Origin of the sequence: Amycolatopsis xylanica, from assembly GCF_900107045.1 — a bacterium.
GTDB lineage: Bacteria > Actinomycetota > Actinomycetes > Mycobacteriales > Pseudonocardiaceae > Amycolatopsis > Amycolatopsis xylanica.
Genome location: NZ_FNON01000006.1, coordinates 1 through 16,146 on the forward strand (window position 1 = coordinate 1; position 16,146 = coordinate 16,146).

17 protein-coding genes are annotated in these 16,146 nt (G+C 69.3%); 13 read left to right on the forward strand and 4 right to left on the reverse strand.

All coding sequences use genetic code 11. From position 1 onward, the window contains the following. From BLV57_RS44435 to BLV57_RS26610, 3 genes are all read right to left on the reverse strand, one after another. On the reverse strand, positions 1–265 hold a 265-nt coding region (locus tag BLV57_RS44435; protein WP_143047155.1), incomplete at its 3' end, for a helix-turn-helix domain-containing protein. Positions 266–362: 97 nt separating this feature from the next. Beyond that, the gene (locus tag BLV57_RS26605; protein ID WP_091293292.1) at positions 363–1,157 is read right to left on the reverse strand and encodes a class I SAM-dependent methyltransferase; all 795 of its coding nucleotides are present in this window, start codon (positions 1,155–1,157) and stop codon (positions 363–365) included. Further along, complete coding sequence (locus BLV57_RS26610) at positions 1,136–1,636, reverse strand: DUF2505 domain-containing protein (protein WP_091293294.1); 501 nt, start codon at positions 1,634–1,636, stop codon at positions 1,136–1,138. Before BLV57_RS26610 ends, BLV57_RS26605 begins: the two co-directional genes overlap by 22 nt. On the opposite strand from BLV57_RS26610, the gene BLV57_RS26615 reads away from it, so the two are divergent. The 7 genes from BLV57_RS26615 to BLV57_RS26645 all read left to right on the forward strand — a co-directional run bounded on the left by BLV57_RS26615 (position 1,635) and on the right by BLV57_RS26645 (position 8,852). Then, a complete protein-coding gene (locus tag BLV57_RS26615; protein ID WP_091293296.1) occupies positions 1,635–2,708 on the forward strand; it encodes a UDP-N-acetylmuramate dehydrogenase in 1,074 nt (357 codons plus the stop codon). The genes BLV57_RS26610 and BLV57_RS26615 overlap by 2 nt on opposite strands. A 110-nt stretch (positions 2,709–2,818) precedes the next feature. Beyond that, positions 2,819–3,988 carry an Ig-like domain-containing protein gene (locus BLV57_RS26620; protein WP_091293298.1) on the forward strand — a complete coding sequence of 390 codons (1,170 nt, stop codon included), beginning with the start codon at positions 2,819–2,821 and terminating at the stop codon, positions 3,986–3,988. Further along, positions 3,985–4,800 carry an alpha/beta fold hydrolase gene (locus tag BLV57_RS26625; protein ID WP_091293300.1) on the forward strand — a complete coding sequence of 272 codons (816 nt, stop codon included), beginning with the start codon at positions 3,985–3,987 and terminating at the stop codon, positions 4,798–4,800. Before BLV57_RS26620 ends, BLV57_RS26625 begins: the two co-directional genes overlap by 4 nt. A 68-nt stretch (positions 4,801–4,868) precedes the next feature. After that, positions 4,869–6,110, forward strand: coding sequence for a D-inositol-3-phosphate glycosyltransferase (gene mshA, locus BLV57_RS26630; RefSeq protein WP_176968832.1), 1,242 nt, complete (start codon positions 4,869–4,871; stop codon positions 6,108–6,110). Then, the gene (locus BLV57_RS26635) at positions 6,107–6,619 is read left to right on the forward strand and encodes a type III secretion system chaperone family protein (protein ID WP_091293302.1); all 513 of its coding nucleotides are present in this window, start codon (positions 6,107–6,109) and stop codon (positions 6,617–6,619) included. Before mshA ends, BLV57_RS26635 begins: the two co-directional genes overlap by 4 nt. Positions 6,620–6,686: 67 nt before the next feature. Beyond that, positions 6,687–7,607 (forward strand): DUF4349 domain-containing protein, encoded by a 921-nt coding sequence (locus BLV57_RS26640; protein WP_091293304.1) that lies wholly within the window; start codon positions 6,687–6,689, stop codon positions 7,605–7,607. A 495-nt stretch (positions 7,608–8,102) separates the two neighbouring features. Further along, a complete protein-coding gene (locus tag BLV57_RS26645; RefSeq protein ID WP_091293306.1) occupies positions 8,103–8,852 on the forward strand; it encodes a phosphoglyceromutase in 750 nt (249 codons plus the stop codon). 86 nt (positions 8,853–8,938) lie between these two features. Here the strand turns inward: BLV57_RS26645 and BLV57_RS26650 are convergent, their stop codons facing one another. Beyond that, positions 8,939–9,559: a helix-turn-helix domain-containing protein gene (locus BLV57_RS26650; protein WP_091293309.1), complete on the reverse strand. Its 621-nt coding sequence runs from the start codon at positions 9,557–9,559 to the stop codon at positions 8,939–8,941. Positions 9,560–9,633: 74 nt separating this feature from the next. On the opposite strand from BLV57_RS26650, the gene BLV57_RS26655 reads away from it, so the two are divergent. The 6 genes from BLV57_RS26655 (at position 9,634) to BLV57_RS26680 (ending at position 15,921) form a co-directional block, all read left to right on the forward strand. Next, positions 9,634–10,464 carry an oxidoreductase gene (locus tag BLV57_RS26655; RefSeq protein ID WP_091293311.1) on the forward strand — a complete coding sequence of 277 codons (831 nt, stop codon included), beginning with the start codon at positions 9,634–9,636 and terminating at the stop codon, positions 10,462–10,464. Positions 10,465–10,607: 143 nt separating this feature from the next. Next, positions 10,608–11,837 (forward strand): sensor histidine kinase, encoded by a 1,230-nt coding sequence (locus BLV57_RS26660; protein WP_281244437.1) that lies wholly within the window; start codon positions 10,608–10,610, stop codon positions 11,835–11,837. Further along, positions 11,834–12,523, forward strand: coding sequence for a response regulator transcription factor (locus BLV57_RS26665; RefSeq protein ID WP_091293314.1), 690 nt, complete (start codon positions 11,834–11,836; stop codon positions 12,521–12,523). The genes BLV57_RS26660 and BLV57_RS26665 overlap by 4 nt, the downstream gene beginning before the upstream one ends. Positions 12,524–12,550: 27 nt before the next feature. After that, a complete protein-coding gene (locus BLV57_RS26670) occupies positions 12,551–13,576 on the forward strand; it encodes a Ppx/GppA family phosphatase (protein WP_091293316.1) in 1,026 nt (341 codons plus the stop codon). 5 nt (positions 13,577–13,581) lie between these two features. Next, a complete protein-coding gene (locus BLV57_RS26675) occupies positions 13,582–15,105 on the forward strand; it encodes a hypothetical protein (RefSeq protein WP_091293318.1) in 1,524 nt (507 codons plus the stop codon). 12 nt (positions 15,106–15,117) lie between these two features. Beyond that, complete coding sequence (locus BLV57_RS26680) at positions 15,118–15,921, forward strand: sugar phosphate isomerase/epimerase family protein (protein ID WP_091293320.1); 804 nt, start codon at positions 15,118–15,120, stop codon at positions 15,919–15,921. Positions 15,922–16,146 lie beyond the last annotated feature (225 nt).

Below are 16,146 nucleotides of genomic sequence, written 5' to 3' on the forward strand. Positions count from 1 at the left end.
GCTCACCGGCCAGCCGGTGGGCTTTCGGGCGCCGGCCGCGTTCGAGGGCCAGACGCTGGGCTCGGTCGGCCCGGTAGCGGCGAGGCCGGCCAGTGATCGTGGCGCCGGGCCTGGAGCACCGCGGCCCACCACCTCGGCGCACTTCCCGTGAAATCGTCGAGGGTGACCTACCCAGGACTCTCGCAATCACATCCTGGGTAAGTCCCTGATCCAGACCGTTCTGGATCTTTTCCCGTTCCTCGCACGTCAACCGGGGTCCTGGCATGACGATCTCCTATCAGCCACCACTACTTGCAACAACCGATTGAGACCAAGTGGCTTTCGGGTGATCGCATCTGACGAAAGCCACTTTCGGGGTTTCGTCAGGGGTGGGGGGCGACGCTGGGCCAGGGGAGGGTGAGCTCGCCCAGGCGCCAGCGTGAGGGGCGGCCCTGGACCGGCCAGCCGCGCTGGGTGAGGAGGTGGACGGTGTGGACCCAGCGGGCGCGGGGGCCGAAGGCCTGGTGGGGCGCGGCCGTGGCCCAGCAGGTGTCCAAGGTGGACATGAGGTCGTGGACGCGCTCGCCGGGCACGTTCCGGTGGATCAGGATCTTGGGCAGGCGTTCGGCCACTGTGGACGGTCGGTCCAGAGTGGAAACCTTGCAGGACAACGTCAACGTGAGCGGGCCTGCGGCGGAAACCGTGACCCAGGTGCAGAGGCGGCCGATCTCGTCGCAGGTGCCTTCGACCAACAGGCCGCCGGGGGCGATGCGGTCCAGCATCAGCTGCCACGCCTGCGCGACCTCGGTCTCGTCGTACTGCCGCAGCACGTTGAACGCGCGCACCAGCGCGGGCCGCGTCCCGGCCAGCTCGAAGCCGCCGCGCCGGAACTCCAGCAGCGGACCGGCTGCGGACTGGGCGACGGCGACCCGTTCGGCGTCGAGTTCGAGGCCGAGCACGCGGACGTCAGGGCGGACCGTCCGCAGGCGGCGGGCCATTTCGACCGTCGTCACCGGGGAGGCGCCATAGCCGAGGTCGACGACCAGCGGAGGGGCAGGCGCGCGCAGCAGGCCGACGACGGCGGGGTCCGCCGTCAGCCAGCGGTCGACGCGGCGGAGCCGGTTCGGGTTGGTCGTGCCGCGGGTCGGCGCCCCGATCAGGCGTTCTCGGCCAGCCACTTCGCGGTGAACTCGGCTTCGCGGTGGAGCAGCTTGGTGACCTGTTCGGCGATCACGCCTTCGAGCTTCGAGCCGATCAGCGGGATGCGGACGACGACCTCGCCGAGGTTCGCCAGCACGGTCTTGTCGCCTTCGCGCTTGAGTGACGTGCGCGCGGTGATCTCGCCGGGCACGCCGCTGACGACGGCCGTCGCGGTGCCGGTGTAGCCCTCGCCCTCGCGGGTCCAGGTCTGGGTGCGCTCGACCATCAGGTCGCCCTTGTGGATCACCCGGACCGCCTGCGGCAGCCGGTCGGCGGAGATGCCCTGCCGCAGCTTGAAGCTGACCCCGTCGCCGGACGGCGTGAAGCTCAGCAGCTCGGCGTGCTCCCCGCCGATTTCCGCGAGGCGCGCGCGGATGGCGTCCTCAGTGGACGTGGCGGCCAGCACCGCTTCGACGTCCGGTGAGAACAAAGCGCGGTGCTCGATACGGGATCCCATGCCCCGGACAGTACCGTTTCCTGCCGTGACCCCTACCCAGACGACGCTGACCGACCACACCACGCTCCGGCTCGGCGGCCCGGCGCGCGCCTTCGCCGAGGCGACGTCGGCCGACGCGCTGGTCTCACTCGTCGCGCGCGCCGACGCGGCCGGTGAGCAGGTGCTCCTGCTCGGCGGCGGGTCCAACCTGGTCGTCGGCGACGCCGGGTTCGACGGCACCGTGATCAAGATCTCGACCTCCGGTTGGAAGCGTGACGGTGACTTCGTCGACGTCGCGGCTGGCCAGAACTGGGACGAGTTCGTCGAGTCCATGGTCACCGAGGGCCTCGGCGGCGTCGAATGCCTGTCCGGCATCCCCGGCTCGGTCGGCGCGACGCCGATCCAGAACGTCGGCGCCTACGGCTGCGAGATCAGCGAGACGCTGGTGTCGATCGAGTTCTACGACCGCGCCGCGCGCGAGGTCCGCACGATGTCCGCCGCCGACCTCGGCTTCGCCTACCGCACGAGCGTGCTCAAGGGCACCGACGCTGGCGTCGTGCTCAGCGTCCGGTTCGCGCTCACGCCGGACGGCCTCTCGGTGCCCGTCCGCTACGCCGAACTGGCCCGCACGCTGGGCGTCGAGATCGGCGAGCGGGTGCCGGTCGCGCAAGCCCGTGAGGCCGTGCTCGGACTGCGCCGCGGCAAGGGCATGGTCCTCGAACCGGCCGACCACGACACCTGGAGCGCCGGCTCCTTCTTCACCAACCCGATCATCCCGGCCGACCGAGTTGACCTTGTTCGGGCCCAAATCACCGAGGTCGTCGGCGACGTCCGTATCCCCGAGTATCCGGCCGACAACGGGGTGAAGCTGTCGGCGGCCTGGCTCATCGAGCGCGCCGGGTTCGTCAAGGGCCACCAGGGGCCAGGCGGCCGCGTCTCCCTGTCCACGAAGCACACCCTGGCCCTCACCAACCGCGGCGGCGCCTCGACGAAAGACCTGCTCACGCTGGCCGCCGAAGTTCGCGATGGCGTTCTCAAGCGCTTCGGCGTGGAGCTTCACCCCGAGCCGCTCCTCATCAACTGCCACGTCTAGGGGCAACCCACGCGGGGTAAACACGTCTTAAAGCACAGTGGGGGAGAAGTAACGTCGAACCGCGGTAAAGCGCTGTTAGGCGTTGACGGGGTGGCAATGGGAGGTTGACGGTGTTGGAACGGCGCACGGTGTTCAAGGCTGCCCTGGCCGCGGGGGCTTCGATGCTGCTCGCTGCCTGCTCCAGCACTGAGAGCGGCAACGCCACTTCGGTCGACGGCAAGCCCGCCGAGGACGCGCCGAAGGCCAAGATCACCGCCGAGCCCGCCGTCGATGCCAAGGACGCGCCGGTCGCCAAGCCGATCGTGGTCAAGGTCACCGAGGGCAAGCTGACCGAGGTCAAGGTCACCGGCGAGGGTGACAAGGCGGTCAAGGGCGAGCTGGCCGCCGACGGGCTGAGCTGGACCAGCTCCGAGCCGCTCGGCTACGGCAAGACCTACACCTACGCGGCCAAGGCCATGGGCACCGACAACAAGCCTGCCGAGCTCAAGGGCACCTTCACCACGCTCAAGCCCGCCAAAGAGGTCCGCGCCACGCTGAATCCCGCCGACAACGTCACGGTCGGCGTCGCGATGCCGATCAGCGTGAAGTTCGCATCCGCGGTGAAGAACAAGGCCGACGTCGAGAAGGCGCTCAAGGTCAAGACCGACAAGGACATCGAAGGCTCGTGGGGCTGGCTGTCCGAGACCCAGGTGGACTTCCGGCCCAAGGAGTACTGGCCCGCCAACATCGAGGTCAGCGTCGAGGCGAAACTGCTCGGCGTCGACCTCGGCGGCGGCGCGTACGGCAAGGCCGACGTCACCACCAAGTTCAAGATCGGCCGCAACCAGGTCGTCAAGATCAACACCCCCGACCACCGGATGCACGTTTACCGGGGCGGCGCGGAGTACAAGAGCTACCCCTGCGCCAACGGCCTGGACGCCGAGGTCGACCGAAACACCCCCAACGGCACCTTCATCGTGATGGAGAAGAAGCCGCAGGCGGTGTTCGACAACGCGCGCTACGGCTACACGAACGTCAACAAGAAGTGGGCCTGCCGGATCTCCAACAACGGCGAGTTCATCCACGAGAACCAGGACAACGCGTCCGCCATCGGCAAGACCAACAACTCGCACGGCTGCGTGAACCTGCTCGAAGCCGACGCGAAGGACTACTTCGACTCGGCGATCGTCGGTGACCCGGTGGAGATCAAGGGCTCGCGGCTGCCCGGCCCGACCAAATCGGACGTCAAGGACTGGCTGTACGACTGGCCGACCTGGAAGTCCTTCTCCGCGGTCAAGTGAACACCGAGGTCAGCGCGAACGGGGTCCGGCTCGCGGTCCGCGTCGAAGGCGCCGAGAACGCGCCCGCGATCGTTTTCGTGCACGGCTGGGCCCAGTCGTCGCAGGCTTGGCAGCCGCAGCTGACCGATGAGTCGCTGCGGAAGTATCGCCTGGTCGCGGTCGATTTACGCGGCCACGGCGCCTCGGACGTCCCCGCTGACGGGTACGGCGATTCGCAGGTGTGGGCCGATGAGCTCGCCGCCGTGCTCGACTTCGCCGCCGCACCCGCGATCGTGGTCGGCTGGTCCTACGGCGGGCTCGTCATCGCGGACTACCTGCGCGCGCACGGAACCGCACGGTTGAGCGGGATCGTGCTCGTCGGCGCGATCACCGAAATCGGCAGGGGACGGCCCGGCGGGAGCATCGGCCCGGCCATGGCGGCCGCGCTGCCCGCCGCGTTATCGGACGATCCGGACATCGCGGTCCCGGCGCTGGTCGAATTTTCTCGCGCGCAGGCTACGAAAGTAGTACCGGGCGCACTCGGGCAGGCTTTACTCGGCGCGAGCCTCTCGACGCCGCCACTGGTCAGGAAAGCCCTGTTCAAGCGGGATGTCGGCAGCGAGGACGTGCTCGCGGCCATCGACGTCCCGACCCTGATCGTGCATGGCACGGATGATCGGGTCGTCAACTTCTCGGCAGCGGAATACGCGGCCGGGAAGATTCCGGGTGCTGTTACGCGTTGGTTATCGGATGTGGGGCATCTGCCGTTCGCCGAAGCGAGGCCGGAGTTTTCCGGCGCGCTACGGCAGTTCGCCGACGACGTGACCGCTTAAGCACTCAGGAGTACTTGGTGAGCTTCTCCCTGCATGGGATTCGTCGTGCGCCGCGCCGGGTGGCCGTGATGTCAGTGCACACATCGCCGCTAGAGCAGCCCGGCACCGGTGATGCCGGCGGCATGAACGTGTACATCAGCGAGACGGCGCAGGAGATGGCCGCGCGCGGGGTCGGGGTCGAGGTGTTCACCAGGGCGACCTCGTCCGACCAGCCGCCGGTGGCCGAACTCGCGCCAGGCGTGCTCGTCCGGCACATCCCCGCCGGGCCGTTCGAGCCGCTCGGCCGGGACGAGCTACCCGCGCAGCTGTGCGCGTTCACCTCGGGTGTGCTGCGGACCGAGGCGTTCCACGAGCCCGGCTACTACGACCTGATCCACTCGCACTACTGGCTCTCCGGCCAGGTCGGCTGGCTCGCGCGCGACCGATGGGGCGTGCCGCTGGTGCACACGGCGCACACGCTCGCCAAGGTCAAGAACGCCGCGCTCGCCGATGGTGACACCCCCGAACCGCGCACCCGCGTGATCGGCGAGGAGCAGGTGGTCGAGGAGGCCGACAGCCTCATCGCGAACACCGCCGTCGAGGCACGCCAGCTCATCGAGCTTTACGACGCCGACCCGCGCGAGGTGCACACCGTCGCGCCCGGTGTCGACTTGAAACGTTTCACGCCCGGCTCCAAGACCGCCGCCCGCGAGGCGCTCGGGTTGCCGCAGGACGCGGTGATCATGGCGTTCGCGGGCCGTATCCAGCCGCTGAAGGCGCCGGACGTGCTGCTCTACGCCGCCGCCGAGCTGCTGCGGCAGCGTCCAGAGCTGGCGTCGCGGCTGGTCGTGCTGATCGTCGGCGGGCCGTCGGGCACCGGGCTGGAGCAGCCGCAGGCCCTGCGTGAGCTGGCCGTGTCGCTGGGAATCGAGCGGCAGACCTGGTTCATGCCGCCGCAGCCGGGCCAGTCGCTGGTCAACGTCTACCGCGCCGCGGACGTGGTCGCGGTGCCGAGCTACAACGAGTCGTTCGGCCTGGTCGCGCTGGAGGCACAGGCCTGCGGGACGCCGGTGGTCGCCGCCGAGGTCGGCGGGCTGCCGGTCGCGGTCGTGCACGGCGTGTCCGGCCTGCTCGTCCCCTCGCACGCCGGTCCGGACTGGGCGTCCGCGCTGGCGAACGTGGCGTTGCGGCCCGATCGGCACGCGGAACTTTCGACCAACGCGGTGACGCACGCGCGTCGCTTTTCGTGGCAGCGCACCACGGATGCTTTGCTGGACACCTACACGCAGGCGACGAGCGCGTTCCAGCGTGCTCTGGAGGTGGCGGTGTGAGTGTCGGCTCGATCATCGAGTCCGCTTTGGACAATGCGGAGCTGAAGTACGAAAAACGGGGTGACAGCGGGTTTTTCGTCACCCTGCCCGGCACGAAGAAGCTGCAGACCAACGCCTGGCTGATCGTCGGCGCGCACGCGCTGGCCGTGGAGGCATTCGTCTGCCGCCGTCCCGACGAGGCGCACGAAGAGGTCTACCGATTTCTGTTGCGGCGCAACGCGAAACTGTACGGGGTTCACTACACATTGGACTCCAGCGGCGACATCTACCTGGTCGGCCGGTTCGGCTTGGACACCGTTTCCGAGGAGGAGCTGGACAAGATACTCGGGCAGGTGCTCGAAGCCGCGGACGGTGATTTCAACACCCTGCTGGAAATCGGCTTCGCGACTTCGATCAAGCGCGAGTGGGATTGGCGCGTCTCGCGTGGTGAATCATTGGCGAACCTGCAGGCGTTCAAGCACCTGATCGAGCCCGCCTCGCACGAGCCTGGCTCCTTGACCAACTCGTGATTTCGCATATGCAACGCACCTGAGCACTTCGCCCGTCTCACCGGCCATGACTGGAGGGAGACAGGCGATGAAGTTCTCGGCTAGACGGTGGTTGGTGCTGGTCGCGGCCGGTTTGGCGGTGGCGGGCTGCGGCTCGAACGACTCCGGGACGAGTTCGACGAGTTTTTCCGGCGAGGCCGCGCAGGCGCCGGCGCAACCGCAGCAGGGCTCGGGCTCGGCGAAGGACAGCGCGGGCTCGTCGCAAGGCAAGCCGGGCCAGCAGGGCAAGGGCGCGGGCGTGCCCGTGGGGCAGGCGGGCGTCCAAGACCGCAAGCTCGTGAAGACCGCGAAGCTCTCGCTGGCCGCGAACGACGTGCCGGCGATCGTCGACTCGGTGCGCCAGGTCGCGGTCGGCGCCGGCGGCTACACCGGCCAGGAGCGCAGCGACAAGAACTCGGCGACGGTCAGCCTCGCGGTGCCGAGCGACAAGCTCGACGTGACGCTGTCGGACCTCTCCAAGCTCGGCGAGGTCACCAGCCGCGAGCAGAACACGCAGGACGTGACCGAGCAGGTCGTGGACGTCGAGTCCCGTATCGCGACCCAGAAGGCCAGCGTCGAGCGCGTCCGCGCGCTGCTGGCGAAGGCGAACTCGGTCGGCGAGATCACCTCGGTCGAGGCCGAGCTGACTACTCGTGAAGCCGAGCTCGAGTCGATGCAGCGCAGGCAGCAGGCGCTCGCGGGCAGCGTCGCCATGTCGACGATCTCGGTGAGCGTCGCGCAGAAGGGCACGCCACCGGCAAAGCCGGAGGAGCGCTCAGGCTTCTTCGGAGGCCTTGCGAACGGCTGGGACGCGTTCCTGACCTTCGGCGGCGGCGTGCTGACCGTGCTGGGCGCACTGGGGCCGTTCCTGCTGTTCATCGGCGTCCCGGCGCTCGCGCTGGTCTGGTGGCTGCGCAAGCGTCGCCCCGCTCGCGTCCCGGTCACCCCCGAACCGATGCCCGCCGAGTGACCCAGGTCGTGAGTGTTTTGGCCGGTTAGAACCGGCCACGCCACTCACGAGTCCTGAACTGGGGAAAGGCGGAGCGGCTTGAGGGAGGGGGGAGTCGCGATCTCAAGCCGCCCCGCTGAAGTTCCCGCCACTTGTGGACCCGGTGACGAGGGGGGTGCCAACGGGGCCGGCGGGGCCGCGACTCGGCAGGGGGGAGACGAGTCGCGGTCACGGTCCGCGTCCGGTCGGGGAGTGCGTGGAATCCGACCGAGCGGGACGGTAGTCAACCTGTCAGATGTCCACCTGTAATCACAAGACTACTCGTTACTCCATTCGAGTGAACTTCCCCAGATGGGCTAACGTAATGCAGTCCAAATGGGCGGTATTCAGGCTTGTTGACGAGTATTCTGTTCTGTGGGTGACGTGTTACCGTCGAGTAACACACTCTCGGTAGGACTTATCGGGGTAACTGGTCCGCCCGTCCCGCGCGAGCACATCTCTGGCAGGCTTGCGCCCATGGTCGAACTTGGGACGTTGGTGCTGCTGCGTCACGGGCAGAGCACGTGGAACGCGGAGAATCTGTTCACCGGCTGGGTCGACGTGCCGCTCTCGGAGCAGGGCGAGGCCGAGGCACGTCGCGGCGGTGCGCTGCTGAAGGACTCGGGCCTGCTGCCCGACATCGTGCACACCTCGCTGATGCGCCGCGCGATCTCGACGGCGAACCTCGCGCTCGACGCCGCCGACCGGCACTGGATCCCGGTCAAGCGGGACTGGCGGCTCAACGAGCGCCACTACGGCGCGCTCCAGGGCAAGAACAAGAAGGAGACCCTGGACCAGTACGGCGAGGAGCAGTTCATGCTCTGGCGCCGGTCGTACGACACCCCGCCGCCGCCCATCGACCCGGACGACGAGTTCAGCCAGGCGCACGACCCGCGCTACGCCGACCTCGGCGACAAGGCCCCGCTGACCGAGTGCCTCAAGGACGTCGTCGAGCGGTTGCTGCCGTACTGGGAGTCCGAGATCGTGCCGGACCTGCGCGCGGGCAAGACCGTGCTCGTCGCCGCGCACGGCAACTCGCTGCGCGCGCTCGTCAAGCACCTCGACGGGATCTCCGACGCCGACATCGCGGGACTGAACATCCCGACCGGCATCCCGCTGCGTTACGACCTGACCGACGACCTCAAGCCGGTCACCCCCGGCGGCCTCTACCTCGACCCGGAAGCGGCCAAGGAAGCCGCTGCCGCGGTCGCCAACCAGGGCCGCTAGTACCCGGAACCCGGTAAAAGCCCGAAAGCCACTTTCGTCAGATGACACCTGACGAAAGTGGCTTTCGGGCTTTTACCGCGTCCGGGCTAGAGGATGCCGACCTCGCGGGCGCGGGCGCCAGCCTGGAAACGGGAAGTCGCGCCGAGCGCGTCCATGAGCTCGGCGACGCGGCGGCGGTACGTGCGCAGGCCGAGGCCGAGGGTGCGTGCGGCCGTTTCGTCCTTGCAGCCAGAGGAAAGCAGGTCCAAGATCTGCGGCGCCTGCAGGCGCAGTTCGGCGAAATCGGCGTCATAGACGGAAAGTTCGGTCGCGCCGCGCCAAGCCGCTTCGAACAGCGACACGATTCCCTGGACCAGCTCCGGCTTGGAAATCACGCTATAGGACTGAGAACCGGCTTCCTTGTCACCCGCGAGTATCGCGATGCGAGAGTCCAAAATGATCGTTTCGTTGACCTCGCTGGTCGTGATCCGGATCTGCACACCGAGGCGTTCCGCGTGCCGGAGCTCGCGCGCCGAGTCGAGCAGCACGCCGGGCCGGTAGACCTTCCTGATCCGCTTGCCGCCGGTCGATTGGATCTCGCCCGGCCGCGAGGCCGCCCAGGTGTGCAGGTCGTTCGCCGCGCACGAGATCTCGTCCGCGCGCGCGAAAAGATGCGCCGTCCTGGCGAACAGCTCCTGCTCGCCGCGTACCACCACTACGTCGTCCACGCCGCCAGTGTCCGCAACCCGGCAGCAAGTTGCCAAACGCTGCGCCGAAAAAAGACCGAAGCGAAGCTGAATCCATGACCAACGCAGCAGCTTCCGGCACCTGGAAACTCGGCCAGTTCACCGTCAACCGGCTCGGTTTCGGCGCGATGCGCCTGATGTTCCGCGACCGCGACTCCGCGATCGCCGTACTCCGGCGTGCCGTCGAACTCGGGGTGAACCACATCGACACGGCCGCCTTCTACTTCCACGGACACCTCTCCGCCAACGAGCTCATCAACGCCGCGCTCCGGCCCTACCGGGACGATCTCGTCATCACCACCAAGGTCGGGCCCGGCCGCGACCCGTCCGGCACGTTCCTGCCGTTCGCGACGCCCGAGCAGCTCAAGGGCCAGGTCGAGGAGAACCTCCGCCAGCTCGGCCGCGAGCACATGGACGTCGTCAACCTGCGTCTCGGCGAGGCACTCGAGCGCGGCACCGGCTCGCTCGCCGACTGGTTCGGCACGCTGGCGGAACTCCGCGAAGCGGGCATGATCCGGGAACTCGGCATCTCGAACGTCGGCCCCGAACACCTCGACGAGGCGCTGAAGATCGCGCCGGTCGTCTGTGTGCAGAACCAGTACGGCTTCGACACCCGGCGTGAGGACGACGCGCTCATCGAAACCTGTGCGCGTCACGACATCGCCTTCGTCCCGTTCTTCGCCGTCGCCAACTCCACCGAAAACGCCGCCGTCGACGAGCTCGCGGCCAAGTACGGCGTGACGCCCGCGCAGATCCGGCTCGCCTGGACTCTCCACAAGGGACCGAACGTCCTCGCCATCCCCGGAACGGGTGACCTGGCGCACCTGGAACAGAACATCGCGGCCGGTTCGCTCCGGCTGGCGGCCGAGGACCTCGATAGCCTCTGAAGTGCGTGAAGAAGCCGGTAAGAGGCAACGAAATGAACGGAGCCTGAACCGGCGCCGAACTTGTTCCCCGCAGGTGTCACGGCCGTCACGAGAACGCATCCAGTACTAGGCCAATGGGCTACCTCCGCGCTTACCATCCTCTCGTGACCGTGCCCGTCTCATTCGCACTGGCCATCGGTGCTTTGGTGGTCGGAGTCGCCATCGGCTTCCTCGTCGCCCGCACCCGGACCCAGCGGGCCGAGCGGAAGCCCGAGGGCCCGACCGTCGCCGAGCTGCTGATGCGGCTCGTGCGCTCCTCCAACAACGGTGTCGTCGTGCTCAACAGGTTCGGCGACATGGTGCTGCACAACCCGCGTGCCTACGAGCTCGGCCTGGTGCGGGTCAGCCAGGCCGACCCGAGGGCACGCCAAGCGGCCGAACAGGTCGTCGAGACCGACGAGCCGATGGAAATCGACCTTTCCCCGCTCGAAGCGCGTGGCCGCCAGCCGGAGGCCGTGCTCGGCATCGTGCGCCCGCTCGGCGACGGTTTCACCATCGTCGAGGCGGTCGACCACTCCGAGGCGGTCCGGCTGGAGGCCACCCGCCGCGATTTCGTCGCCAACGTCTCGCACGAGCTCAAGACCCCGGTCGGCGCGATCGCGCTGCTCACCGAGGCCGTGCTCGACGCGGCCGAGGACGTCGACGAGGTGCGCCGGTTCGGCTCCAAGATCCTGCGCGAGTCGACCAGGCTCGGCCAGCTGGTGACCGAGCTGATCGCGCTGTCCCGGCTGCAGGGCGCCGAGCGGCTGCCCGACCTGAACGTGGTCGAGGTCGACGCCGTGGTGCGCGAAGCGCTCGGGCGGACATCGTTGTCAGCCGAGTCCGCCGAGATCTCGGTGACCACCGACGCGGCCAGCGGCCTGCTGGTCGAGGGCGACCGGACGCTGCTGGTCACCGCGCTGTCGAACCTGCTCGAGAACGCCATCGCGTACTCGACGCCTGGCAGCCCGGTGTCGATCAGCAGGCGACTGGCCGATGGCAACGTCGAGATCGCCGTCACCGACCGCGGCATCGGGATCGCCGAGGACGAGCAGCAACGCGTCTTCGAACGCTTCTACCGCGCCGACAAGGCCCGTTCGCGCGCCACCGGCGGGACAGGTCTCGGTCTGGCGATCGTCAAGCACGTGGCGGCCAATCACGGCGGATCGGTGGGACTCTGGAGTAGTCCGGGCACCGGATCGACGTTCACCCTGCGGATCCCCGCGCACATCTCGCCGGAACCGGCCACCGGCAAGCAGATCCCGCCCGCACCGCGGCAGGAGAAGACCCCCGAGCGGACACCCCGGCTCGTGGTGACCGGGCAAGAAGCCCCCGACCATGGAGGAAAGCTGTGACGAGGGTACTCATCGTCGAGGACGAGGAGTCGTTCGCCGACCCGCTCGCCTTCCTGCTGCGCAAGGAGGGCTTCACCGCCGCCGTCGCCGGAACGGGACAGCAGGCGCTGGAGGAGTTCGACCGCAACGGCGCCGACATCGTGCTGCTCGACCTCATGCTGCCCGGGATGAGCGGCACCGACGTGTGCAAGCAGCTGCGCCAGCGCTCGGCCGTCCCCGTGATTATGGTCACTGCCCGCGACAGTGAGATCGACAAGGTGGTCGGCCTCGAACTGGGCGCCGACGACTACGTCACCAAGCCCTACTCGGCCCGTGAGCTCATCGCCCGCGTCCGCGCGGTGCTGCGCCGCGGCGGCGAGCCCGGCGCGGACGGCGAACTGGCCCCGCTGGTGCTGTCGGCCGGGCCGGTCCGGATGGACGTCGAACGGCACGTCGTCACTGTTGACGGGGCTGAGGTCTCGCTCCCGCTCAAGGAGTTCGACCTCCTCGAGTACCTGCTCCGCAACGTGGGCCGGGTGCTCACCCGCGGGCAGCTCATCGACCGGGTCTGGGGCGCCGATTACGTGGGCGACACCAAGACCCTCGACGTGCACGTCAAGCGGCTGCGGTCCAAGATCGAACCCGATCCCGGCTCACCCCGTCACCTCGTCACCGTCCGCGGACTTGGTTACAAGTTCGAGACCTGAGATGAAGAACGGGTACCGTAGCCCCCTGTGCGCCTAGGGGTCCTCGACGTCGGATCGAACACCGTCCACCTGTTGGTGGTCGATGCGCATCGTGGTGCGCACCCGACGCCGATGCACTCCGAGAAGGCGGTGCTGCGCCTGGCGGAGCAGATCACCAAGACCGGTGAGCTCAGCAAGGCGGGCGCGGACGACCTGGTCAACGCGGTCGAATCGGCCAAAGCGGCGGCCGTGCGGCTGGGGTGTGAGGACGTCATGGCGTTCGCCACCTCGGCCGTGCGCGAGGCCAAGAACTCGGCGAAGGTGCTGGCCAAGGTGGCCGAGCAGACCGGGGTCGAGCTCAAGGTGCTCTCGGGCGCCGACGAGTCGCGGCTGACGTTCCTCGCGGTGCGCCGGTGGTTCGGCTGGTCGGCTGGCAAGCTGCTGGTGCTCGACATCGGCGGCGGCTCGCTGGAAGTCGCGATGGGCATGGACGAGGAGCCGGAGCTGGCGGTCTCGTTGCCGCTCGGCGCCGGGCGCACCACGCGCACCCGGTTCCGGCACGACCCGCCGTCACGCTCCGAGCTCATCGACACCACCGCGTGGCTCGACGATCAGCTCGGTGACCTGGCGAACCGCGTCACCAGGCTGGGCACCCCCGATCGGGTGGTCGCGACGTCGAAGACGTTCCGGTCGCTCGCCAGGCTGACCGGCGCCGCGCCGTCGGCGGCGGGGCCGAGGGCGAAGCGGGTGCTGACCGATACCGCGTTGCGCCAGCTCATCGCCTTTATCTCGCGGATGTCGGCGCACGACCTGGCGTACCTCGAAGGGGTCAGCGCCAGCCGATCCCATCAGCTGGTCGCCGGTGCGCTGGTGGCGCAGGCGACGATGAAGGCGTTGTCACTCTCCGAACTCGAAATCTGTCCTTGGGCGCTGCGGGAGGGTGTCATCCTTCGACGACTGGATCTCGCGAACGGCGCGGACGAAACTTCGAACACGGATCGTGGCGGTTCGTCGCGTAAATGGACCGGTGGCAGCAGCACACTGGACTTGGACAGTCAGACACGGGCACGGTGAAGGGGATGGCAGAGGAAAGCGGGAGCGAGCAGCCACAGAAGACGGTGGCCGAACTGCTCGCCCAACACGGTGCGAAGCCCGAAGGCGGGCGTCGGCGTCGGCGGCGTGCCGCCGACGAGGACGACGCGGTCGAGACGCCGGAGCCAGGTGGCTCACGGCGCAAGCCGACCGCGGGTGACACCGGACCACAGGCGATCATCGACCGGGTCGCGGGTGGTGGCGCGCAGTCACCGCCGCCGGCGCCCCCGCAGGCGCCGGGCCGTCGTGCGCAGCCGGAGCAGCCTGCCCCGCCGCCGCGCCAGCGGCAGGACTCCGGGCCGTTCCGGGTCAAGCCGCCGGTGCACCAGGACTCCGGGCAGCTACCCCGTCCGCAGGACTCGGCCCAGTTGCCGCGCCCGCAGGACTCCGCGCAGCTCCCGCGCCCGCAGATGCCGCCGCCCCCGGTGGCGCCGCCGCCGGTGCCGCCGCATCCGCAGGACTCCGGGCAGCTCCCGCTGCCGCCGCGTGGCCGTGGGCCGCGCCAAGCACCACCCGCCCCCGCACCGCCGCCGCCCGTCTCGCAGGAGGAGACCCGGCGCCGGATCACCCCGGCCCGCCCGCGCGGCGCCCAGCCGCCGCCGTTACCCGCCGACACCGGCGCGCTTTCGTCGCGGCTGGACGGCCTCGACGCCGAGCCGGACATCGCGCCGCCCCCGCCGCCCGGTCCCGGTGGGATGGGCAGCGGGACGTTCCAGTCACCGCAGGCCCCGCCCCGGCGGCCGCGGCGGCAGCCTGCCCGGCAGCAGCCGAAGCCCGAGGACTACACCGAGCAGATCCCGACGATCATCGACGACATCCCGCCCGCCGCTCCGCCGGTGCCTCCGGCTCCGCCGGCAGCGGCGGCGCCACCCGCGCCGGTCGGGGACGAGCCGCCCGCCGGGCTGGCCAGCTGGCGCAAGAAGCGCAAAGCGGTCGCGATGGACGACACCGAGGTCGGCGTCATGCCCGCGGTGCCGCTCGACCAGGAGCCGCAGCTGGACACGTCGCTGCTCGACGGTGGCCCGCCGACCCAGTACTCGGCGCCGCCGTCGTTCGCGCCGCAGCGCGCGATGCCGCGTGAGGACCCGTTCGACGACGAGCCGCCGCTCGGCCTGAACGCGCCGCCCGGCCGTCTGGACGACCAGTACGACTACGACGACGACCCGCTCGTCGACGACTACGAGGACGAGTACGACAACGAGCCCGTCGCCGAGGAGGAAGAGCCGCCGCCCGCCGAGGAGGAAGGCTCTCCTGGCAAGCAGTGGCTCGCGCTGGCGTGGCAGCTCGCGGCCGGTGTCCTCGGTGGCGCCGCCGTCTGGCTCGGCTTCAACTGGCTGTGGGTGAAGCTGCCCGCCGCCGCGTTGATCGCCGCGCTGCTGGTGGTCGTCGGGCTGGTCTGGATCGTGCGGAAGATCCGCCGCGCCGAGGACCTGCAGACCACCGTGCTCGCGGTGCTGGTCGGCCTGGTCGTGACCGTGTCACCCGCGGCGCTGCTCCTGCTGTCCAGATAGGACCATGACCGCGTGACTGAACCATCGCGGGTACCGGTCGGGCTGTCGACGGCTTCGGTGTGGCCGGTGCGCGCCGGCACGGCGTTCGAGCTGGCCGCCGACCTCGGCTACGACGGGGTCGAGGTGATGGTCTGGGCCGACCCGGTCAGCCAGGACGTCTCCGCGCTGCGCCGCTGGTCGCGGCGGACGGGCGTGCCGGTGCTCTCGGTGCACTCGCCGTCGCTGCTGATCACGCAGCGGATCTGGTCGCCGGACCCGGTGATCCGGTTGCGGCGCACCGTGGACGCCGCCGTCGATCTCGGCGCGCGCACGGTCGTCGTGCACCCGCCGTTCCGCTGGCAGCGCCGCTACGGCGACGCGTTCGGCGACCTGGTCGACGAGCTGGAGGACGCCAGCGGCATCGAGATCGCCGTCGAGAACATGTTCAAGGTGCGCCCGCCCGGCGGCTCGCGGACCTCGCGGGTGTCCGCGTTCCGGCCGTCGATCGACCCGACGGACGTCGGGTTCCGGCACTACACGCTCGACCTTTCGCACACGGCCGCCGCGGGCATGGACGCGCTGGCGCTGGCCGAGCGGATGGGCGAGGGCCTCACGCACGTCCACCTCGCCGACGGGACCGGCATCCCCAAGGACGAGCACCTGGTGCCGGGCCGTGGCGGCCAGCCGTGCGCGGAGCTGCTCGAAAAGCTGGTCAGCAACGGTTTCAGCGGGCAGATCGTGTTGGAGATCAACACCAGGCACGCGACCGGGCAGGCGCAGCGCGCGGCCGAACTGGCCGAGTCGCTGCTGTTCGCACGCCTCCACCTGGGACAGTGAGAAGTTCACCCGTTTCATGACACTGTCGCGGGTGCCTCCATTTCGCGCATGTGAACACGTAAAGTCCCGTGCGTGAGCCCGCTGCGATCGTCGCTATCCGAAACCCGAATGAAACGATTCGTAGCCGGGCGCAGAGCACCCGGTAGCCGGGTGGCTATCCTCAGCGAGCGCGCGAGCACCCCCGCGCGCTACCTGGTGGAGGGGGGCGCGACCGTGCGTCAGCAC